The 18,350-nt window shown below is 65.4% G+C and carries 29 protein-coding genes and 1 tRNA gene; 9 read left to right on the plus strand and 21 right to left on the minus strand.

Annotation, left to right across the window (positions count from 1 at the left end):
- From OPF83_RS02875 to OPF83_RS02960, 20 genes are all read right to left on the minus strand, one after another.
- Entirely contained in the window at nucleotides 1-237 is a 237-nt protein-coding gene (locus OPF83_RS02875; RefSeq protein ID WP_264885704.1) for a hypothetical protein, read from the minus strand.
- Nucleotides 234-692, minus strand: coding sequence for a hypothetical protein (locus OPF83_RS02880; protein ID WP_264885705.1), 459 nt, complete (start codon nucleotides 690-692; stop codon nucleotides 234-236). The genes OPF83_RS02875 and OPF83_RS02880 overlap by 4 nt, the downstream gene beginning before the upstream one ends.
- On the minus strand, nucleotides 689-1,495 hold the full coding sequence (locus OPF83_RS02885; protein WP_264885706.1) for a hypothetical protein: 807 nt from the start codon (nucleotides 1,493-1,495) through the stop codon (nucleotides 689-691). The genes OPF83_RS02880 and OPF83_RS02885 overlap by 4 nt, the downstream gene beginning before the upstream one ends.
- Nucleotides 1,496-1,646: 151 nt before the next feature.
- Complete coding sequence (locus OPF83_RS17445; RefSeq protein ID WP_375546197.1) at nucleotides 1,647-2,087, minus strand: WhiB family transcriptional regulator; 441 nt, start codon at nucleotides 2,085-2,087, stop codon at nucleotides 1,647-1,649.
- Nucleotides 2,077-2,247: a hypothetical protein gene (locus tag OPF83_RS02890; protein ID WP_264885707.1), complete on the minus strand. Its 171-nt coding sequence runs from the start codon at nucleotides 2,245-2,247 to the stop codon at nucleotides 2,077-2,079. Before OPF83_RS02890 ends, OPF83_RS17445 begins: the two co-directional genes overlap by 11 nt.
- Nucleotides 2,244-2,597, minus strand: coding sequence for a hypothetical protein (locus tag OPF83_RS02895; RefSeq protein ID WP_264885708.1), 354 nt, complete (start codon nucleotides 2,595-2,597; stop codon nucleotides 2,244-2,246). The genes OPF83_RS02890 and OPF83_RS02895 overlap by 4 nt, the downstream gene beginning before the upstream one ends.
- Nucleotides 2,594-2,953 (minus strand): hypothetical protein, encoded by a 360-nt coding sequence (locus tag OPF83_RS02900; protein WP_264885709.1) that lies wholly within the window; start codon nucleotides 2,951-2,953, stop codon nucleotides 2,594-2,596. The genes OPF83_RS02895 and OPF83_RS02900 overlap by 4 nt, the downstream gene beginning before the upstream one ends.
- Entirely contained in the window at nucleotides 2,950-4,410 is a 1,461-nt protein-coding gene (locus OPF83_RS02905; protein ID WP_264885710.1) for a DNA cytosine methyltransferase, read from the minus strand. The genes OPF83_RS02900 and OPF83_RS02905 overlap by 4 nt, the downstream gene beginning before the upstream one ends.
- Complete coding sequence (locus tag OPF83_RS02910; protein WP_264885711.1) at nucleotides 4,407-5,036, minus strand: ERF family protein; 630 nt, start codon at nucleotides 5,034-5,036, stop codon at nucleotides 4,407-4,409. The genes OPF83_RS02905 and OPF83_RS02910 overlap by 4 nt, the downstream gene beginning before the upstream one ends.
- Entirely contained in the window at nucleotides 5,033-5,515 is a 483-nt protein-coding gene (locus OPF83_RS02915; RefSeq protein WP_264885712.1) for a hypothetical protein, read from the minus strand. The genes OPF83_RS02910 and OPF83_RS02915 overlap by 4 nt, the downstream gene beginning before the upstream one ends.
- Nucleotides 5,512-5,706: a hypothetical protein gene (locus tag OPF83_RS02920; protein ID WP_264885713.1), complete on the minus strand. Its 195-nt coding sequence runs from the start codon at nucleotides 5,704-5,706 to the stop codon at nucleotides 5,512-5,514. The genes OPF83_RS02915 and OPF83_RS02920 overlap by 4 nt, the downstream gene beginning before the upstream one ends.
- On the minus strand, nucleotides 5,682-5,870 hold the full coding sequence (locus tag OPF83_RS02925; protein ID WP_264885714.1) for a hypothetical protein: 189 nt from the start codon (nucleotides 5,868-5,870) through the stop codon (nucleotides 5,682-5,684). Before OPF83_RS02925 ends, OPF83_RS02920 begins: the two co-directional genes overlap by 25 nt.
- Nucleotides 5,867-6,025 carry a hypothetical protein gene (locus OPF83_RS02930; RefSeq protein WP_264885715.1) on the minus strand — a complete coding sequence of 53 codons (159 nt, stop codon included), beginning with the start codon at nucleotides 6,023-6,025 and terminating at the stop codon, nucleotides 5,867-5,869. The genes OPF83_RS02925 and OPF83_RS02930 overlap by 4 nt, the downstream gene beginning before the upstream one ends.
- Entirely contained in the window at nucleotides 6,022-6,192 is a 171-nt protein-coding gene (locus tag OPF83_RS02935; protein ID WP_264885716.1) for a hypothetical protein, read from the minus strand. The genes OPF83_RS02930 and OPF83_RS02935 overlap by 4 nt, the downstream gene beginning before the upstream one ends.
- Nucleotides 6,193-6,359: 167 nt before the next feature.
- The gene (locus OPF83_RS02940; RefSeq protein ID WP_264885717.1) at nucleotides 6,360-6,599 is read right to left on the minus strand and encodes a hypothetical protein; all 240 of its coding nucleotides are present in this window, start codon (nucleotides 6,597-6,599) and stop codon (nucleotides 6,360-6,362) included.
- 231 nt (nucleotides 6,600-6,830) lie between these two features.
- On the minus strand, nucleotides 6,831-7,265 hold the full coding sequence (locus tag OPF83_RS02945) for a DUF732 domain-containing protein (RefSeq protein ID WP_264885718.1): 435 nt from the start codon (nucleotides 7,263-7,265) through the stop codon (nucleotides 6,831-6,833).
- Between the two features lie 202 nt (nucleotides 7,266-7,467).
- Complete coding sequence (locus OPF83_RS17450) at nucleotides 7,468-7,683, minus strand: helix-turn-helix domain-containing protein (protein ID WP_375546198.1); 216 nt, start codon at nucleotides 7,681-7,683, stop codon at nucleotides 7,468-7,470.
- Entirely contained in the window at nucleotides 7,680-7,916 is a 237-nt protein-coding gene (locus OPF83_RS02950; protein WP_264885719.1) for a hypothetical protein, read from the minus strand. The genes OPF83_RS17450 and OPF83_RS02950 overlap by 4 nt, the downstream gene beginning before the upstream one ends.
- Nucleotides 7,916-8,713 carry a phage antirepressor KilAC domain-containing protein gene (locus OPF83_RS02955; protein ID WP_264885720.1) on the minus strand — a complete coding sequence of 266 codons (798 nt, stop codon included), beginning with the start codon at nucleotides 8,711-8,713 and terminating at the stop codon, nucleotides 7,916-7,918. The genes OPF83_RS02950 and OPF83_RS02955 overlap by 1 nt, the downstream gene beginning before the upstream one ends.
- A gap of 82 nt (nucleotides 8,714-8,795) precedes the next feature.
- The gene (locus OPF83_RS02960; protein WP_264885721.1) at nucleotides 8,796-9,095 is read right to left on the minus strand and encodes a helix-turn-helix transcriptional regulator; all 300 of its coding nucleotides are present in this window, start codon (nucleotides 9,093-9,095) and stop codon (nucleotides 8,796-8,798) included.
- Nucleotides 9,096-9,321: 226 nt separating this feature from the next.
- Here OPF83_RS02960 and OPF83_RS02965 point away from each other — a divergent pair, with 226 nt between their 5' ends.
- The 6 genes from OPF83_RS02965 to OPF83_RS02990 all read left to right on the plus strand — a co-directional run bounded on the left by OPF83_RS02965 (nucleotide 9,322) and on the right by OPF83_RS02990 (nucleotide 13,509).
- The gene (locus OPF83_RS02965) at nucleotides 9,322-10,011 is read left to right on the plus strand and encodes a hypothetical protein (protein WP_264885722.1); all 690 of its coding nucleotides are present in this window, start codon (nucleotides 9,322-9,324) and stop codon (nucleotides 10,009-10,011) included.
- 29 nt (nucleotides 10,012-10,040) lie between these two features.
- Nucleotides 10,041-11,072, plus strand: coding sequence for a hypothetical protein (locus OPF83_RS02970; RefSeq protein ID WP_264885723.1), 1,032 nt, complete (start codon nucleotides 10,041-10,043; stop codon nucleotides 11,070-11,072).
- 18 nt (nucleotides 11,073-11,090) lie between these two features.
- Nucleotides 11,091-11,681 (plus strand): hypothetical protein, encoded by a 591-nt coding sequence (locus OPF83_RS02975; protein WP_264885724.1) that lies wholly within the window; start codon nucleotides 11,091-11,093, stop codon nucleotides 11,679-11,681.
- Nucleotides 11,682-11,747: 66 nt separating this feature from the next.
- Entirely contained in the window at nucleotides 11,748-12,173 is a 426-nt protein-coding gene (locus OPF83_RS02980) for an ImmA/IrrE family metallo-endopeptidase (protein ID WP_264885725.1), read from the plus strand.
- Entirely contained in the window at nucleotides 12,170-12,412 is a 243-nt protein-coding gene (locus OPF83_RS02985) for a DUF3263 domain-containing protein (protein ID WP_264885726.1), read from the plus strand. The genes OPF83_RS02980 and OPF83_RS02985 overlap by 4 nt, the downstream gene beginning before the upstream one ends.
- Before the next feature lie 8 nt (nucleotides 12,413-12,420).
- Complete coding sequence (locus OPF83_RS02990; RefSeq protein WP_264885727.1) at nucleotides 12,421-13,509, plus strand: site-specific integrase; 1,089 nt, start codon at nucleotides 12,421-12,423, stop codon at nucleotides 13,507-13,509.
- A 38-nt stretch (nucleotides 13,510-13,547) separates the two neighbouring features.
- Here the strand turns inward: OPF83_RS02990 and OPF83_RS02995 are convergent.
- A tRNA-Arg gene (locus OPF83_RS02995) sits at nucleotides 13,548-13,620 on the minus strand.
- 131 nt (nucleotides 13,621-13,751) lie between these two features.
- Between OPF83_RS02995 and OPF83_RS03000 the strand changes: the two genes are divergently transcribed.
- The 3 genes from OPF83_RS03000 (at nucleotide 13,752) to ettA (ending at nucleotide 18,345) form a co-directional block, all read left to right on the plus strand.
- Entirely contained in the window at nucleotides 13,752-15,782 is a 2,031-nt protein-coding gene (locus tag OPF83_RS03000) for a bifunctional copper resistance protein CopD/cytochrome c oxidase assembly protein (RefSeq protein WP_264885728.1), read from the plus strand.
- Between the two features lie 167 nt (nucleotides 15,783-15,949).
- Complete coding sequence (locus tag OPF83_RS03005) at nucleotides 15,950-16,546, plus strand: single-stranded DNA-binding protein (RefSeq protein ID WP_264885729.1); 597 nt, start codon at nucleotides 15,950-15,952, stop codon at nucleotides 16,544-16,546.
- 125 nt (nucleotides 16,547-16,671) lie between these two features.
- A complete protein-coding gene (ettA, locus tag OPF83_RS03010) occupies nucleotides 16,672-18,345 on the plus strand; it encodes an energy-dependent translational throttle protein EttA (RefSeq protein WP_264885730.1) in 1,674 nt (557 codons plus the stop codon).
- Nucleotides 18,346-18,350: the final 5 nt, after the last annotated feature.

An 18,350-nucleotide genomic window follows, 5' to 3' on the forward strand; every position in this document is an offset into this window, starting at 1 on the left:
TCAGTTCTCCTCGGTTTGGTGCATCAGGAAGTGGGCCACCTGGTTGCGGTCCCACTGCTCGGCAAGTGCCGTCAGGTGTGCTGCCGCCTCACGGCACTGCTGGGATGTGAGGTGCATGCCCTCCCGGCCCGTCAGCACGTAGGCAGCGTTCGGCTCGGAGAGGTCTAGCCACGCCACTCGGAATCGCGTCCCGTCCGGATCCTGGGCCGACCAGTCCGTCATGAGTTCGTGCCTCATTGCTGGCTCCTTCTGATGAATGTTCCGGCCGCGCCGATGCGCTCCGGCTGTGATTGCTGCCGCCCAGAACGCGCTGTGAGCGCCTCCGGTGGCCTGCCCGCATGCTGGGGCAGGTCCGCCGCCGTAATCGGATCCAGGCCGTTTCTCGCGTAGAAGCTGTTAGCCCGAGCGACCCGCAACTCGTCCAGCACTTGCTTCTTCTCCGGGACGGCATCCCACCGATCGCGGACGACCAGAGCGGCTTGGAAAAGCTCCTTCGGGGTGCACATCCGGTCACCCACGAGCGTCGTGGCCCACAGATCCACCGACTCCGACCAGAGCGCCGGCGGAAACTCCGGCGAACCGAGCGCCCCCGCCCACGCCTGGGCCACCTCAAGCGACGGCTGCGGGAACCTGTCCGGGGCAAGCGCCTTGCCCTTGCGGAGGATGTGCTTCGCCAACTCGATGTCCATCACGGCAACGCCCTCCGGAACTCGACGACCTCACCGTCGATGAAGTCCATCGCCGGCTGGCCTGCCGGGGTGGACCACGCGTCGATCGTGTTCTCCCGGCGCCCCGACTGCTTCGGGGTGAACTCGTGAGCACGGCGCATCCAGTTCCGCCAAGCGGCCGACCAGTCGACCTTCACGCCCTTCTGCCCAGGCGCCGCGAGGAAGTGGTCGACGAACTTCCGGTGCTCGGCCTCGAAGTCGATGCCGGGCCGCTCAGCCCGCATCTGCTCGATGAGCTCGGCCGAGGGCTTCCAGTCGGGGGAGAGGCGAGTCCCGCGAGCGCCGCGCTTGCGCGGCTCACTCGATCCCTTGTTCCCTTGTTCCCTTGTTCCCTTGTTCCCTTGTTCCGGGGATGAGCCTTCAGTGAGGGTGTCGTGAGGGCTCACTGACGGCTCAGTGAGGGTGTCGTGAGTGTCTGTGTCGTTGCTGGTGGGGAGCGGTTTTGTCGACCTGGATGGGCGATTGATCCGCTGATGCTCTTCCCATTTACGGACGTAGAGGTATCGGCGCCTGTCGGGGCCTTCGTAGCGCACGATTTGACCCCCGTTTGAGAGCTCAGTGAGCCCTCCGTGAATGCTCCGTGAGAGCTCACTGTCGGCCGAGTCGAGAGGGAACAGGTCCGCCCGGATAAGGTCGACCGAGTCGTTCCCGACCCCGTTGTCGTCGACGTACGACCAGAGGCCGATGAACAGTAGGCGGGTGAAGTAGTCGTAGCGGGCGGTGTCGAGAGATCGCCAGAACTCGGGCTTGATACTGCGGATCCTCATGGTCGTTCCTCCTTCCTTGGTTGTGTCCGCCGGCGTGCTTCCTCCCGGCGCTCCACACGCGCATCCGACAAACGAAACCCAACCTGCTCATCCGGCAGCGTCCAATGGTCCCGACGCACCGCCGGCAACAACCGAGGCTCAACAAAACTGCTCACACCACACCCGCCTTCCTGCGAGCGTTGTACTCCTTCGAATACGCACGATTCGCCGCCGAACACGCGCCACACGCGTCCTCACCGGCCCGCCTGTGCTGCTGATACCCAGCCCGGGTCCCGCACCCGATCAGGTCGCCCTTGATGAGCTCACCCTGGATGCGCTCACCCTTGATGCGGGGCACACGACCCGCCCACACACCAGACAGAGACTCCTGCGCATCAGCCAGACGGGCACACGCATCCAAGGCAGGGCAGTAGCCGCACAACTCCGCGGCCTCACGCCACCGCACCCGAGCCGCCTTATCCGGCTCCCCATCACGGACCGGCTCCCACAAGTTCTCGTCCTCCGTATGACACGGCGCCTCAGCGAACGTCTCCGCCCGCAACCTCGGGAACACCACCCGCGACACCGGATGCCTAGCACCACTACGCGACATTGGCTGCCACCTTCCGGTTCAACTGCCGCAGCAGGCCTTGCGTCCATTCGTCCCGCCGATCCGCGGCGAACAAGCGCTTACGCAACGTCTCGTTCTCCGCCTGGGCTGCTGCGAGCTGCCGCTGGTAGTCGCGGATGATCGTTTCGACTGTCGGGTTCATGCCGTCACCTCCACCGGGGCGATACCGCCCTCGTCATCAAGAAGCACCCACCGCCGGTACCTGTAGACGGGGATCTCACGCGGGTCCTGGCCCTGCCGGACAATCCATCCACGGTCACGCGCTTCGGCACGCTCGACCGTCTCGAGATAGTTATGACAGGGAAGGCAGACCATGAGTCCATTGCTCGCCTGCCCCGTCGCCGGGTTCTTCGACCCACCGAGACCGCGGGGCCGGCGATGATGCAGTTGGGATGCTTCGTCCCAACACCCCGCCACCCGCACCTCGCAGAACCCGCCGGAGCGGGCCATGACACGGGCACGCACCACATCAGAGAAAGCCGACACGCTCATGCGCCCTCACCCCTCCCGGCCACCGAGTACATCGACCGGACAGACGCCCCAATCGACTGCCAAGCACGGAGCTCAGCCTCGAGAGCGCGAGCAGTGCGGTCTGCGTGCCGGTACGCCACGTCAGCGGCATCACGAGCCGCCCGCTCATCAGCCGTCTTGAGAGTGGCCGCGTACTTCTTCTCGTGCGCGGCCCCGTCATGCGCCATGTAAGCGCGGGCATACGCCAGGTCGTGGGCGTGCTCCGTCTCGAGGTACAGCCCGTACCGCTCAGAGCAGACGGCAACACCCTTCGCCATGCGGTTCGCCACGTCCCGGATCGACTGCTCGATCTGCACCGGGTTCAGCACGTCACTCATGCCGTCACCCCCAGCGAGTCAGCGACCACCGCGACCAGATCCCGCGCCGCCGGGGGAGTAACCGCATTCCCAGCCATCCGGACCTTCTCCCGGCGATTCCCCAGCACCGTGTACCCGGACGGGAAATCCATCGCCGCGATGATCTCCGACGGCTCGAGCATCCGGAAGCGAACATCATCAATGTCCACAGTCGGCCGGTGAGCGTCGAGCAACGACTGATGCCCGGTCGTGGTGATCGTGCGAGTCGGCTCCGAAACCGGCGTCGACATCTCCGCGCCGCCGCGGTTGTTCCGCATGATCAGTCCGTGCTTCTCCACCGTCGTCACCGTCGACAACTCATCGTCCGCCGGGCGCACCCCGCCGTTGCCGTAGTAGGTCATCGTCAGCGCATCCGTCGTGCACAGACCGTGATGGTTCCCCGACGCGGTGACCGTGCACAGGGGATCGGTGGTTGGTCGATGCTTCGACCCGCCCCCACGCAGCTCAGCGATGAACGGCACCGCCAGCCCCGTCTCATTGCGGGTCGTCATCGTCCGCAACGGACCCGACACCGGGGCAGCCTGCTTGCCTTCCCGGCCCTCGACCGGCACCGCGACAGGCGCCCAGTAGCGGTCGATCCCGGCCTGGATCCGCGCCATCGTCTTCGGTGCCAGAGGCTTCGCCCGGTCACCTATCCGCGTCCCCTCGAGCGACCAGTCGATGATGTCCGCGGCCGGCCGGAACAGCGGCTCGACGATCTGATTGCGGCACTCCACCGACGGGCACCGGTACACGTACTGCGCCCGGTAGCGGCCCCAAGGCAGACGATCGTGACGCTTCCACGACTGCATCGCCTTCACCGGCCCATGCATGTCGCACATCGCATCCGGGCGGGTCACTAGCTCGAGATCCGGGCGATGGTTCCCCTGCCGCCAGAACACCACGTACATGCGGTCCCGGGACTGCGGGGCACCCACACCCATGTGGTGGGCGTGCATCGAGTTCAGGTACACGATGGAGTGGTCGTAGCCGAGCGAGTCCATCGCTGCCAGCCACGCGTTGAACGGCAGCCAGTTCGCGGCATCGACGACGTTCTCGACGATCACCGCCTGGTAGCGGTGGTACTCCGTGAACCGGGGGACGTCCCACATCGTCGCCCTCGACCGTTCGGCTGCCTCGTCGGGGAGGAGGTCGCCGAACATGTCGGGGGTCGCGAACTCGCGGCGCTTCCCGCGGGCCACCGAGTGGTTGGTGCACTCCGGGGACGCCCACAGGATGTCGGTGCGCGGGAAGTAGGCGGGGTCGATCTGGGACAGGTCCGCGCAGATGTGCGCGGCGTCCGGGTGGTTGGTGTTGTGGGTGTCGACGGCGAGCTGCCAGTGGTTCGATGCGGCCCGCACCTCGACTCCGGGGACCTGGATCGCGCCGGTTGAGGATCCGCCCGCTCCGCAGAAGAGGTCAGTCAGAGTGATAGTCATGCCGTCACCGCCTGGACGCCGGCCTTCACCTTGTCAGCCTCAGCCCGCACCCTCGTCGACAACGCAGAGAGCTGACGATCGTCCAGCGCCCGCACATTCGTGTCCCAGCCCTGCGGAGTGATCGCCCACGCAGCAAACGCGCCAGGCTCAACACCAATCTCCGACAAAGCCGTGATCAGCTGATCCTGACCAGTAGGGGCGGCGGCACGCTCGTACGTGTCGACGTCCGGATCCTTCTCATCCGTCGGCAGACAGAGCGTCTGCAACATCGCCGTACGGAACGCCACACTGTGCGCCTTCGCCGTCGCCTTATCGCCGCTGTCAAAAGCTTCGCCCTGCGTGATGCACGTGAGCGAATCACCCTCCGGGCCGAACCACTTCCACTCGATACGCAGAGCGACACGTGACATAACGGTCTGCTTCTGCCCCACATGCACCACGTCGTACTGCGCGTCCAGAACATTCGGCACCACGATCACACCGTGCTCACGCAACGCCGGACCCACAGCGTTCGTCACCGCATCAATGCCGCGGAAATTGAACCCGCCATGCGTGTTCCGCTCACCCTTACGCACGGCCTGGACGTCACGCATGACTGAGTTGAGAGCCTGATAGATGGACGTCATGGTCGACCCTCCTCGATCGCGAGGGCATCATCCAACGTCAGCAGGCCACGCGAAAGCATCGACTCCACCAACACGTCAGCACCGCCATCCTCATGGCCGGGCTTATGCGGAACCCACCGCACCGACGGATCACCCGTCTTCTCCACCACATCCACACCAGGAACCGGCGTGCCACGCTTAGCCGCCTCAATCACCGACTTCCGGCCCGCAGCAGACAACCCGATCACCGACTCGCCGAAGTTATCCACCGCCCACGCAAGCGCCGCAGCCTCATCCGCAATATCGACAGAGACCGACTTGCGGCCCTTCGCCACCTGCAACGAACCGATCTCCCGGCCCTCGTCGTCAACGATGTAGTCAGTACCCCGACCGACTTTCTCGTCCTGATACGCCGCTTTCTCCACCTCCTGGCGGTCCTTGATCTTGCGGGCCATCCACTCCAACACCGCCAGCCGGCGGCCAATCTCCTGAGAGCTCACTTGTCTTCCTTTGCTTCGATTCGGTGCCGATGCACGAGCACGTCGAGCGGCCCGCACGCGGCCAACATCTCCTCGGCGGGCACACCGTGCGTGTCGTGCTGAGTGGCGCAGTACCAGCGGTCTTCGGCCTCGTCAGGGCAGGTCCACAGGTCGCCGTCCCGGTCCATCACCACTGCATGGCGGGGGAGCATGGCTTGTCCTTAAGTGTGTTGAGGGTGGTGACGGCTCGCCTGACTGCGGCGTCGATCTCCCACTGGTTGCCGCTATCCAGGGCGGCGAGAAGATATTCGAGGTCGTCAACGGCGACGGACATTTCCCCGACCCGGATGGCGAGGGATTCCATAGGGTCAGTCACTGGTCCCACCCCATCTGCCGGTCGCGGCACTCCTCGTACAGGCGATCCGATTCGTCGGCCCATGCCCGGTCACGCTCCACGTCCGGGTCACGCTCGTCCGACTCGATGTCGTAGTCGTCCACCCAGTCCGGCTCAAACTCACGATCAAGACTCATGACGGCACCGCCTTCGGGTAGCGGGCCGAGTACCAGCCCTCCAAACCGCCCGACGTGGACCCCACCCCGTCCACCACCACACCGAACGCCGCAACCTTGTCGGCCAACTCGGGTCGGTGACGCAACGTGTGGAGGATCAGCCCATAACGGGCCGTCTTCCGATACACCGGGTGACCTGACCACTCATCGATAAACGCGAGAGCCGCCGCCTCGGCCTGATCATCGGACGCGTTGGGGTCATGCGCGGTGGTGACTAGGTGGCCAAGACCGGCCTTGTGCTGCTCCCACCGGGGACGGATCAGGTCAGCAGTGTGAGCCTTCAATAGGTCGCGACTCACAGCAGCCACCCCCCGGCCACGTCAGCCAGCACCGTCACAACCATCACCAGCAGAAACAACCCGACAATCCCGGCGACCTGACCCACCGCCACCAGCCACACACCACGCACCGGGCGACCCGAGTTAGCGAGCGCGACCGCCTCAGAATCCATCCGCGCCTGCGCAACCTCCGCCGACTCAGGGATCCCCTTACCCGCCGGATGCGCACACATCGCCTCAAACCGCAGATCACGCATCAGAGTCCTCCTCAACCAGAGCCGACTCCTCAGCAACCCAATGCCACGCACCAGGCCGAACAGACCCCACACGACGATCCAAGTGTTCGTCCCGGTTGAGGAACTGCAGCTCCAGGCCGTCCTTACGTTCCGTCGTGCGGTGGTAGTCGGCGAGGAACACTGTCTCCGCACCGTTCGAGCCATGAACAACCCACTGCCGGCGCCGCACCGATGGGGAAGGCTTCGCAGTCATCACGCACCCCCGACCAGGTACGAGAACTCAGGGCACTTCGCCCCAATCGACGCACCGACCAGAAACGCGTGCTGGTCGTCATCCCACTGCGTCAACTCGTTTGCTGCGATCCGAACAAGCGCCATCGGGGACAGGCCGTCATCGAGGCCCTGGCAGATGATGTCCGCGTACTGCGACGCCATACCGTCCGGCATGTCGATGCCCTCACCAGCAGCAACCGACTGCAGCACCGCATCCGTACGATCCGCCGGCGGCACCACAGCGGGGGACACCGGGGCGACAGTCGTCGACTCCAACACCCGATCCCCAGACGAAACCGGCACCGACGACGCCGACTCACACGCCGACAGGGCCAACAGAGCAACAGGAAGAACAAACAAGGCACGCTTCACGGACACACCGCTTTCAGAAGAAGAGAAGAACAAAGAAGTCACGACGCCACCGCCAAATCCAGCGTCCGCAGACCAAGCACCGCAGCCGCCCGATACGCAGGCCACCCGTAGACATCGACCAAGTACTCGGCCAGCCAGATCCGCTCGCCACGATCCGACGGCACCTGCACCGGCTGGGAGTGATGAAGCCGATGAGCAACAACCCAGTCACCCTGTGCGGGGGAACGAAGATGCTTGCTACACATCACGCCACCGCCATCGGCTGACCAGACGCAATCCACTCATCAATCGACGACCGCGGAATACGCCACCGACCACCAGCCCGATCACGAGAAGCCCGAATCACCCCGAGCTCACACAACCCGGCAACCGTCTTCGGGTCCCGATTCACCAAAGCGCCGGCCTCATGCGAGGTCAGCACCAACTTGAACGCCGCCTGGGCGACATCGACCCGACTCATGACGCCACCGCTTTCGGGAACGCCGCATCGAACCGGCTGTTGATTTCTTCCATCACCTCGGCCGGGATGTGCCCGGTCTCGTGGTCGGGGTGCAGGATCAGCCACTTCAACGCCCGGGACGCCTCGTCGACCTCGGCCTCGTACAGGTCAGCGACGACCTCGATCCCGGCTAGGGCGCGGGCACGCTGCAGGGACCGCATCATCTGCTCACGCAGTTCGGAGTACGGCATCATCACGCCACCTCCGACTCAGACGAAGGCAGCGGATCAATCGCTAGCAACCCCAACTTGCGCTGAATGAATGCGATCCCCGACGGTTGCACATAAGTCGTGTACGACGTCCCCTGCTCACCGTTCGACCGCTCGAAAGCGTGCGCCTTCACCTCGAAGTGACGCATGTACTGCTGATACGGCGTGTTCCGCATCGCACCCTTGGCGATGAACACACCAGCGTTTCGCAGATCCCGGAACAGTTTGTTCTGGGATGAGCCGAGCATCTTCGCCACCGCGCCGACGCTGTACTTGCCGGTCGCGTCGATGAAGTCGTCGTACGCCTCAGCCTTCGGGGCGAGCGCCTTGTTCTCCGCCTGGAGTGCGAGGCGTTCTTCCTCCGCGTTCAGGGCGAGTCGCAAGATCTCCTGCCGCGACAGAGACGCCGGATCAAACTCAGTCCGGGTTTCCGCTTCACGGGTGCGGACCGCGAAGTACGCCTGCGCCGCGGCGACTGCGTCCTTGCGAGGATCGCCATTCATTGCGACGAGGTAGCAAGCGAACCGCGAGAGGTGAAAGTCGACGCGCAACTGATTCGTGCGGCCGGAAGGTTCCCGGAGCCGGGAAGCTTCATCGGTCGGGGAGTAGCCCTGCGCCACCATCGCGACGACGGCACGCTCGATCGCGTCCTCGAACCGCTCCCACTTGTCGTAGTCGAGCAGTGGCTGGAGGTCGCGGGCCGACCAGAACTCAGAACCATCTGGTCGGGTGCGGCAGATCGCGTCGAACGGCGATCCGCCTTCCTGCTGGACCGGGCTCATATCCCCGGTACCATTGTGGTCAGACATTGAAGTGCCTTCCTTGTCGTTGACCCTCAGCTGTTGCGAGCAGCTGGGGGTCTTTCTATGCGGCCGATCGGCCACTGGTCTGTCCAGTGTGGACAGCGGGACTGTCCACTTTGGTCAAAAAAAGATCGTCGACCCCCACCTGAAGCTTGTGCGCTATGCGCAAAGCCGGGTCTGTCTTCAGGGTCTTGACCTCGCCAGCCAAGAGCCTGCCGAGGTACGAGTGGGAGCTCCATCCTGCGGCTTTGGCCAACTCTCTCTGGGAGACCCCTTGAATGACCATCAGGCGGGCGAGCCGCTTGCGGTCAAGAAGCTCCATGTACACCTCCCCAAGTCGTTCCTTGATGGCAGTACTCACGGTACGTCCTCCTGTCCGTTGTGTCCAGCATTCCTGTCCAAAGGATCGCACGTTGGTGTCCACACCGCAAGTAATGACACGCCTGTTCTTTCGCAGGTAGGGGCTGACCTGCACGTATAGTCGTTCCCGTCAGCAACGCGTTAGTGTCCACGTTTTTCGCCGACGGGCGCAGCGCCGGTGTCCGCCCCGCTGGACGGAACGGACAGAGGGAAGTGAAGTAGAGCCCATGCAACCCAGGCACCAGCTCGCCGCACTGATCCAGTCGGTCGAGGACGCGAACGGATGGAGCGATCCAGAAGTCGCCGAGCGTGCGCGGCAACGGGGGCACACGATCAGCAAGTCCAACATCTCCCGCCTACGACTCGAGCCAGTCCGCTCGATCAAAGGCGACGCGATCAAGGCCCTCGCGGCCGGACTTGGGATCTCGCCCCTGGACATCGCGGACGCCGCCCTGGCAAGCATGGGCATCCACCGCAGTAACGCAGCCGACAACGACGTCGAGACTGCGATCCGCCGAGACCCGCTCCTAGCGGACTCGCAGCGTCGGATGCTCCTAGCACTCCTCCGAGAGATGAAGGGCACTCACGATGAAGACCAGGGCACGCAGGACCCGCCGAGCAATCCGCCGGCTGATGGAGAAGCTCGGGCTGACGGAGCCCCCATGAAAGGCGCCGACATCGCCTGGCTTGATGACAGGCGAGCCCCGGACGTTGACGACATGCTCGACCGCGTCACCGAAGAAGCCCGCCGGCAGGACGAAGCGGAGCAGGAGCTCGAGGAACCCCTGCCGTACGAGCCCGAGCAGCTGCACGCCGCACGCGACCTACCCGGGATGAGCGAAGGTGAACGCCGCCGCCTCCCGGGCAAGGATGCCGGCGAAGAGAACCAAGAACCCGACGATTGGGAGGGTGCCTGATGCCCGGTTATGGATTCCGGCTGTTCAGCATGGATTCAGTCCTGCGCGACGGTCGCACCCCGCAGGAGTGGCGGGGCTTGTCGCTTGGGGGCCGGACTGTCGACTTTGCCGACGAGCTGAAGGACGTCCTCGATGGAGCCCGCGGCGTGACAGAGTTCGGGGCACCCCGGGCCCCGACCGAGCCGCCTCTGACTGACAACGATCGACGCGTACGCCCCTGCTTCCGAGTCGTCGAGGTGGACGGTCTCGGTAGCCGAGGAGTACTCATGCAGGTCCGCTATGGCCGTCACAAGGATGAGGATCTCGGAGTTTCGATCAACGGTGGTGGCGGTAGCTCAGACATCCCGCTCGGAGACCTCGCTCCGACACGTTCTTACAGAGTGGCAGTCCTTCCTCCCGAGACCGGGAAGGTCGGTGTCTTGGCTGTGGAAGTCATCGGTGGGGCATGCCCTACCCAGTACGTAACGAAGTGGATTCGACGTTGGATGTATGACCGAGCTCAGGTCACTGCGCACCCGAGTGAGTGGTACAAGGTGCGGGCGTTCGCTGCTGCTGACCCGGAACTTCTTCGGAGCTACATCAAGCGCGCCAGCTTGGACCACGCCGTCCTCATTCGGCGCGGCACGCCCGAGTCCCGCCTCCGATCCGACGAACTCTTTCGCATCGAGGCTGCGATCTTCGACAACTCCGAGGCTGATCTGCGTGAGCTTGCGGAGGGCGTGATCATGCGCGACGCCGAGGAATCAGAAGGCGAGCGAGACAATCTCGATCCAGACGCCACAGACGACGAGCTGGTAGTGGCGTCCGACGCCGAGTTCGCGAAGGCGGTGGCGAGCAGCATCGGGAAGGGCCTGGGAGGGCTGACGTACGACGACGGCTTTATCGTTCTGGATACGGAATCCGGCAAGGAGGCGGTCAGCCCGTCGCGTTTGCCAGAAGTCTTCACCTACCCGGTCTCGACCGACCGCCCGTCTGACAGCGACTGGCTGGCCGAACTGAAACGGCGGGTGCTGTCGGTTCGGCGGGAGATCGGTGCAACAATAGACGTTGACTCTTGGTGAGGCTGGAGGTGGGCGGAAGTGTCACGATTCCAGGTGAAATCCTTGTTCAGCGCCCACTGGAAGGGGTTATCACAGGAGACGGATGGCTCGGAGCCGGTGCCTGACTGGTACGCAAGGTCGGTACTGCTCGCAGGGGCTACCATTGCGGGCCTGGCGGGGCTCTTCACCCAAGCGCCCCTCGGTGAGCCCAGTCTTCGCCTTGCCGCGTTCGCGCTGCTGACAGGATCGCTTCTTACTGTCTTCGCCCAGTTGTCCTCCCTTAGGCTGAAGTTGACCGAGTGGTTCTCGGAGGAAGACATCGGCCACCGAGTGGAGAAGAACATGATCGACGAATCCGTCGCTCATGTCCTCTTTGCCGCCATGCTGTCTCTCGTGGCCGCTGGGGTGACTGCGGTCGACGCCGCGGTACCAGCCCTCGGAAAATATGCCGATCTGGTGATCAACGCGCTGCTAGCCGGGGTCACTTTCAGCCTGATCTATTACATTGTCGCCCTGGTGGTTCTCACCCTGCCGCGTCTGTACGGGGCGTACGTCGCCGTGAACGACGTGTCTCGCGACTTGAACGGGACCGTCCGAGATAACCGGCTCAAGCCGATGAAGCGGCGATAGAACTACATCGATGTAATCCCAGCTCAGCCGGTATGAGTGTCGTAGTCGTATGGTCCTATGTCGGCCATGCGTGAACACCGATACCATCCGTGGCGGATCCTCCGTGGCCTGCCCCACATCACCCTCAGGTGGTCCGCGGCCGTCGCCAGGGGAAGGGTCGACGGCCACACGATCACCCTCCACCCGCTACTGACCCAAGCCGAGCGGCGGTCGACGCTGGCGCACGAGCTGGTGCACCTCGAACGCGGGCCGGCACCGCCCCACCTGGCCGCTCGCGAAGAACTGATCGTGGAGGAGATCGCCGCCCGCCGGCTCGTCGGCCTGGACGACCTCGCCGACGCGATCGTCTGGCACGACGGCCACGCCCACGACGGGATGGCCGAGGACTTGTGGGTCGACCGCGCGATCCTCCTCGCCCGCATCCGGGCACTACGGCCCGACGAGCGGGCCTACATTGAACAGATAGTCGCCCGGAGGGAGGGGAGCGCGTGACCGACCTCGAGCACCTGATCATGAAGTTCGAGGACCGATGGTGGCGCCTCGCGGGGTCGAAGGAGTCCGCCATCTGCGACGAACTCGACATGTCGCCGACCCGCTACTACCAACTGCTGCAGCAGCTCGCTCAGCGCGAAGACGTCCTCGCCACCTACCCAGTCCAGACCAAACGGCTACGACGCCGCATGAGCCGCACACCCGCCCGACCCCGAGTCGGCACCCCCAACCTCGACTAGGAACCACCGTGGCGAACATCAAAGCCTACGACACCAAAGCAGGTAAACGCTGGCGCGTCCGGTACCGAAAACCGGGCGGACGACAGACAGACAAACGCGGCTTCACCACCAAGAAAGCCGCAGAGTTGTGGGCGTCCAACAACGTCGTCGAACTCGCCTCCGGCACATGGATTCCACCCGAAGCCGGCAAGACCCCCCTGAGTGCTGTCGCGGACGCCTGGCTGGCCTCCAAAAGCCGCGTCACCCCCAAGACCCTCGCCGGGTACACCACCACCGTGAAACTCCACCTGGAGCCACTACGGACCATCGAGGTGGGCAAGGTGACGCCCGGTGTGGTGCAGGACTGGATCGACGGGCTCAACGGCTCGCCGAAAACCGTCCGCAACGCGGCGTCGATCCTCCACTCGATCATGTCCCGCGCCGTCCGCGACCGACAGATCCAGTCCAATCCGTGCGACGGAGTGGAACTGCCGAAAGTCGCGGCAACCGAGCGCCGGTACCTGACCGCCGCGCAAGTCGAGTCCCTCGCACAGGTGTCTAAGCGGCCGACCCTGGTCAATACGCTCGCCTACTCGGGCCTGCGGTGGGGTGAGCTCGCAGCCCTTCAGAAGCGGGACATCAGCCCGAAGAAGCGGCGCATCACTGTCCGTCGATCGGTGACGGAAGTGTCCGGCACCCTGCACTGGGGTGAGACGAAGAACCGCGAGCACCGGGAGGTGCCGATCCCGACGTTCCTGGCCGACCAACTCCGGTTCGCAATCAAAGACAAGGCGGCGGACGATCTGGTGTTCACCGCGGCCCGTGGGGGAGTGCTGCGGTACCGCAACGCCCGCCGTTGGTGGGACACCGCCGTCGACAAAGCGGACGTTCCTGACGGGCTGACCCCGCACGAACTGCGGCACACGTGCGCGTCGTTGGCGATCCGGTCGGGGGCGAACGTGAAGGTGGTGCAGCGGATGCTCGGCCACGCGTCCGCGGCGCTCACCCTGGACCGGTATGGGCATCTGTTCGACGACGACCTGGACACCGTCGCGGACGCGCTCGGCGAACTGCGGCAGAAGGAATGTGGGCAAAATGTGGGCACGGCGACCGGTTGAGAACCAGCCGCCGTGCCGAAAACATGCCCTGACCTGCGCGCCCCCGAGAGGATTCGAACCCCTGACCAGCCGGGTAGAAACCGGATGCTCTATCCACTGAGCTACGGAGGCATGCGGCACCTGCAGCAGGCGTCGCCGGAAGAATGGTAGCCGATCGCTCGGCGGCACCGACCGGGATGCCGGGGGAGAGCCGAGCAGGCGCGAATCGTCGCTTGGGCATTGGTCTTCCTACGATGGAGGTCATGACGTCGTCGAAGTCCGCTCCCGCCCTTCTCGGACGGCTGGGAGCCCGCGGTGCCGTACTGCTGGTGCTGCTCCTGGCGACCGTCGCCGCGGCGGTGGTCGTTCCCTTGTCGGCCATGTCCACCGACATCGCGCTCGAACTGGTCGGGGTTCCGGACCCGGGCCCGGTGACGACAGCCGGCCTGCCCGCGCTCCGCGCGATCGGCGAGTTGCTGGCGGCGGTGGCGGTGGGGACCGCGCTGTTCGCGGCGTTCTTCACGCCGCCGCAGAAGGACAAGACGCTCGATGTGGACGGCTACCGCATGCAGCAGATCTCGTCCCGGGTGAACATCGCGTGGGCGGTGGCCGCGGCGCTGCTCATCCCGCTGACCCTCTCCGACGTCTCGGGCCGGACGTTCTTTGAGTCGTTGCCGCCGGACCAGTGGTTCGTGGCGATCAACCAGATCGATGTGGCCTCCTCGTGGCGCTGGACGTTCGTGATCGCGCTCGTCGCCGCGATCGGGCAGCGCCTCACCCTGAGCTGGCGGTGGTCGGTCATCTGGCTGGCGGTGACCGTCGCCTCGCTGCTGCCCGTCGCCGCGACCGGCCACGCCTCCGGAAGCACGGCGCATGATCTGGCCACCAACTCGCTGATCATCCACCTGTTCAGTGCCGCGTTCTACGTCGGAGGGCTGGTCGCGGTACTCATCCACACGCTGCGCGGGGGCGCCCGGGTGGCGTTGGCGCTGCGCCGCTTCTCGGTGGTCGCGACGGTCGCCATCGCCGCCCTGGCCTTCACCGGCCTGATCAACGCGATCGTGCGCCTGCACCCGGCGGACCTGTTCTCCTCGACCTACGGTCTGCTCGTGGTGGCCAAGGCGCTGCTGCTCATCCTGCTCGCGATCTTCGGTCTCGCGATGAGGCGCCGCGTGATCGCCAATATCGAATCCACCGGTGCCAACGCGCCCGTCGACAGGGCGAGCCTGCTGCGGATCGCCGTGCTGGAGTCGGTGGTCATGGCGGGCACGATCGGCCTGTCGGTCTCGCTCGGCCGCACCCCGCCGCCGGCGCCGCTGTACGTACCCACCCGCCAGGAGGCGCTGCTCGGGTTCGAACTGCCCGGCCCGTTCTCGTTCGGGACCGTATTCGGGCTGTGGCGCTTCGACCTGATCCTCGGACTGGCCTCGGTGATCCTGCTGGGGCTGTACCTGTGGGGCGTGTTCCACCTGCGCCGCCGGGGCGATTCGTGGCCGGTGGGCTACACGGTGTTCTGGGTCCTCGGCTGCGTGATGGTGTTCCTCACCACCTCGTCTGGCATGGGGATGTACATGATGGCCGACTTCGCGAGCCACATGATCGGCCACATGATCATCTCGATGCTCGCGCCGGTCATGCTTGCCCTCGGCGGGCCGCTGACCCTGGCGCTGCGGGCCCTCCCGGCCGCCGGTCGCGGCAACCCGCCGGGGCCGCGCGAGTGGATCGTCGAGTTCATCAACAATCCGCTGTCCCGGTTTCTCACGCATCCGATCGTGGCGACGATCCAGTTCGTGGCCGGCTTCTACGTCGTCTACTTCGGCGGCTTCTACGAGACCCTCGCCTCGGAGCACCTGGGTCACATGTTCATGAACGTCCACTTCCTGATCTCCGGGTACCTCTTCTACTGGGTGATCATCGGAGTCGACGCGGCGCCGCGGCAGTTCACGCCGATGTACCGGCTGATGGTGCTGCTCGGGTCCCTGCCGTTCCACGCGTTCTTCGGCATCCTGCTCATGAACTACCCGACGGTCCTGGCCGAGGGCTGGTACTCGGGGATCGGACTGCCGTGGATCCCGGATCTCCTGCAGAGTCAGCGTGTCGGCGGCGGCGTCGCGTGGGCGATGGGAGAAATCCCTCTGTTCATCGTCATGGTGGCGCTGGGCTTCCAGTGGTACAGCAGCGATATGCGCGAGGCGCGGCGCGGCGAGCGGCAGGCCGATCGCGACGACGATGCCGAGCTCAAGGCCTATAACGAGATGCTCGCCCAGATGGCCGAGGGGGACCGCCGGCCCTGAGTGCGCGGGCGTGGTGTCGTCGTCGTCCCGATTTCCACACCCGGCGTCCCTGTCCACAGGGACGCCGCGCGGCGCGGCGTAGACCGGGGGCGACGACGACGAGGTGCGACATCCTTTCCTCACGAGACCGACACCCGGTCGGTCCGGTAAGGGCAGGAGCAGGCGCAATGAACGAGACCCAGACGGCCATCCGCGGCACCATCATCACCGACCCCGTCACCCGGCGCGTGGGCACCGACCAGGTGTTCACGTTCCGCGTCGCGAGCAACACCCGCTACCAGGACCGCACCACGGGGGAGTGGAAGACCGGCGGCACCCTCTACTTCTCGGCGAGTTGTTGGGGAACTCTCGCGCAGCGCACCGCGGGGCGACTGTTCAAGGGCGACGGGATCCTCGTGCAGGGACGGCTGCTCACCAACGAGTACGAGAAGGACGGGCGGGTGCAGCGGGACCTGGAGATGCGCGTCATCTCGATCGGCCCGGACATGTCCCGCATGGACGTCACCGCCAAGCGGATCCGGTTCGACCCGCGCGATCCCGAGGCCACGGGTGCCGGCGGCGCGGGCGAGCAGGGTGCGGACGGTGACCCGATGGAGATCGGCTCGGTCGACGCCCACGAGGTGGACATCGACGAGGCCGCGGCCGTCCTGAACGCGCTCGACGCGGAGGAGGCAGGCGCGGGAGACGACGGCTCGGACGCGGGCTCGGAACCCTCGGACGACGACTCGGATGCCGGGCGGTACGTCGGCGCGGCCAGCGCCTGAGCGGCCGGATCGCGGGGGCTGCTCCCGCCGTGGGAGCCGGGGTCGCGGGCGGGCACGTAACATGGGGGTCGTGCCCGCGGCCCGCCCGCGGCGATCAGATCTGTTTCAGCTGGTGAGAGGGTAGAATGGCCGAGTTTATCTACACGATGAAGAAGGTTCGCAAGGCGCACGGGGACAAGGTGATCCTCGACGATGTGACGATGGCCTTCTACCCCGGTGCGAAGATCGGCGTCGTGGGGCCGAACGGCGCCGGTAAGTCCTCGATCCTCAAGATCATGGCCGGCCTGGACCAGCCGTCCAACGGTGAGGCGTTCCTCGACCCCGAGGCCACCGTCGGCATCCTCATGCAGGAGCCCGAGCTCGACCAGTCCAAGACCGTCAAGGAGAACGTCGAGGACGGCCTCGGCGAGACCATGGTCAAGCTGCGCCGGTACAACGAGGTCGCCGAGGAGATGGCGACCAACTACACCGACGAGCTCATGGAGGAGATGGGCCAGCTCCAGGAGTACCTGGACGCCGTCGACGCCTGGGAGGTCGATTCGCAGATCGAGCAGGCCATGGACGCCCTGCGTTGCCCGCCAGGGGACTCGCCGGTCACCAACCTCTCCGGCGGCGAGCTGCGCCGCGTGGCGCTGTGCAAGCTCCTGCTGAGCAAGCCTGATCTGCTGCTGCTCGACGAGCCCACCAACCACCTCGACGCCGAGTCCGTGCTCTGGCTGGAGCAGCACCTGGCCAGCTACCCGGGCGCCGTCATGGCCGTGACACACGACCGCTACTTCCTCGACCACGTCGCGCAGTGGATCTGTGAGGTCGACCGCGGCAAGCTCCACCCGTACGAGGGCAACTACTCCACCTACCTGGAGAAGAAGGCCGAGCGACTGGAGGTCCAGGGCAAGAAGGATCAGAAGCTGCAGAAGCGGCTCAAGGCCGAGCTCGAGTGGGTCCGCTCCGGCGCCAAGGCCCGGCAGACCAAGTCCAAGGCGCGTCTGGCCAAGTACGAGGAGATGGCCGCCGAGGCGGAGAAGATGCGGAAGCTGGACTTCGAGGAGATCCAGATCCCCACGCCGCCCCGTCTGGGCAACGTCGTGGTGGAGGTCGAGAACCTGCAGAAGGGCTTCGACGGCCGGGTCCTCATCAAGGACTTGTCGTTCACCCTGCCGCGGAACGGCATCGTCGGCGTGATCGGCCCCAACGGTGTCGGTAAGACCACGTTGTTCAAGACCATCGTCGGACTGGAGGAGCCGGATGCCGGCACCGTCCGCATCGGCGACACGGTCAAGCTCAGCTACGTGGACCAGAACCGCGCGAACATCGACCCGGAGAAGTCCGTGTGGGAGGTAGTCTCCGAGGGCAACGACTTCATCGAGGTCGGCCAGAACGAGATGCCGTCCCGCGCCTACGTCAGCGCCTTCGGGTTCAAGGGGCCCGACCAGCAGAAGAAGTCCGGCGTCCTGTCCGGTGGTGAGCGCAACCGCCTCAACCTCGCACTGACGCTCAAGGTCGGCGGCAACCTGATCCTCCTGGACGAGCCGACGAACGACCTGGACACCGAGACGCTCGGCAGCCTCGAGAACGCGCTCGAGGACTTCCCGGGCTGCGCCGTCGTGATCTCCCACGACCGCTGGTTCCTCGACCGGACCTGTACCCACATCCTCGCGTGGGAGGGCAACGTCGAAGAGGGCCAGTGGTACTGGTACGAGGGCAACTTCGAGGGCTACGAGAAGAACAAGGTCGAGCGTCTGGGGCCCGAGGCCGCACGCCCGCACCGCGTCACCCACCGCAAGCTCACCCGGGACTGAGGCGA

The sequence above is a fragment of the Dietzia sp. NCCP-2495 genome (assembly GCF_026011735.1).
Taxonomy (GTDB): domain Bacteria; phylum Actinomycetota; class Actinomycetes; order Mycobacteriales; family Mycobacteriaceae; genus Dietzia.

Coding starts and splice junctions, on each gene's coding strand:
- OPF83_RS02875 (WP_264885704.1), bottom strand. CDS start 237: ATGAGGCACGAACTCATGACGGACTGGTCGGCCCAGGATCCGGACGGG.
- OPF83_RS02885 (WP_264885706.1), bottom strand. CDS start 1,495: ATGAGGATCCGCAGTATCAAGCCCGAGTTCTGGCGATCTCTCGACACC.
- OPF83_RS17445 (WP_375546197.1), bottom strand. CDS start 2,087: ATGTCGCGTAGTGGTGCTAGGCATCCGGTGTCGCGGGTGGTGTTCCCG.
- OPF83_RS02890 (WP_264885707.1), bottom strand. CDS start 2,247: ATGAACCCGACAGTCGAAACGATCATCCGCGACTACCAGCGGCAGCTC.
- OPF83_RS02895 (WP_264885708.1), bottom strand. CDS start 2,597: ATGAGCGTGTCGGCTTTCTCTGATGTGGTGCGTGCCCGTGTCATGGCC.
- OPF83_RS02900 (WP_264885709.1), bottom strand. CDS start 2,953: ATGAGTGACGTGCTGAACCCGGTGCAGATCGAGCAGTCGATCCGGGAC.
- OPF83_RS02905 (WP_264885710.1), bottom strand. CDS start 4,410: ATGACTATCACTCTGACTGACCTCTTCTGCGGAGCGGGCGGATCCTCA.
- OPF83_RS02910 (WP_264885711.1), bottom strand. CDS start 5,036: ATGACGTCCATCTATCAGGCTCTCAACTCAGTCATGCGTGACGTCCAG.
- OPF83_RS02920 (WP_264885713.1), bottom strand. CDS start 5,706: ATGCTCCCCCGCCATGCAGTGGTGATGGACCGGGACGGCGACCTGTGG.
- OPF83_RS02930 (WP_264885715.1), bottom strand. CDS start 6,025: ATGAGTCTTGATCGTGAGTTTGAGCCGGACTGGGTGGACGACTACGAC.
- OPF83_RS02940 (WP_264885717.1), bottom strand. CDS start 6,599: ATGCGTGATCTGCGGTTTGAGGCGATGTGTGCGCATCCGGCGGGTAAG.
- OPF83_RS17450 (WP_375546198.1), bottom strand. CDS start 7,683: ATGAGTCGGGTCGATGTCGCCCAGGCGGCGTTCAAGTTGGTGCTGACC.
- OPF83_RS02950 (WP_264885719.1), bottom strand. CDS start 7,916: ATGATGCCGTACTCCGAACTGCGTGAGCAGATGATGCGGTCCCTGCAG.
- OPF83_RS02955 (WP_264885720.1), bottom strand. CDS start 8,713: ATGAGCCCGGTCCAGCAGGAAGGCGGATCGCCGTTCGACGCGATCTGC.
- OPF83_RS02965 (WP_264885722.1), top strand. CDS start 9,322: ATGCAACCCAGGCACCAGCTCGCCGCACTGATCCAGTCGGTCGAGGAC.
- OPF83_RS02970 (WP_264885723.1), top strand. CDS start 10,041: ATGGATTCAGTCCTGCGCGACGGTCGCACCCCGCAGGAGTGGCGGGGC.
- OPF83_RS02980 (WP_264885725.1), top strand. CDS start 11,748: ATGCGTGAACACCGATACCATCCGTGGCGGATCCTCCGTGGCCTGCCC.
- OPF83_RS03000 (WP_264885728.1), top strand. CDS start 13,752: ATGACGTCGTCGAAGTCCGCTCCCGCCCTTCTCGGACGGCTGGGAGCC.
- OPF83_RS03005 (WP_264885729.1), top strand. CDS start 15,950: ATGAACGAGACCCAGACGGCCATCCGCGGCACCATCATCACCGACCCC.
- ettA (WP_264885730.1), top strand. CDS start 16,672: ATGGCCGAGTTTATCTACACGATGAAGAAGGTTCGCAAGGCGCACGGG.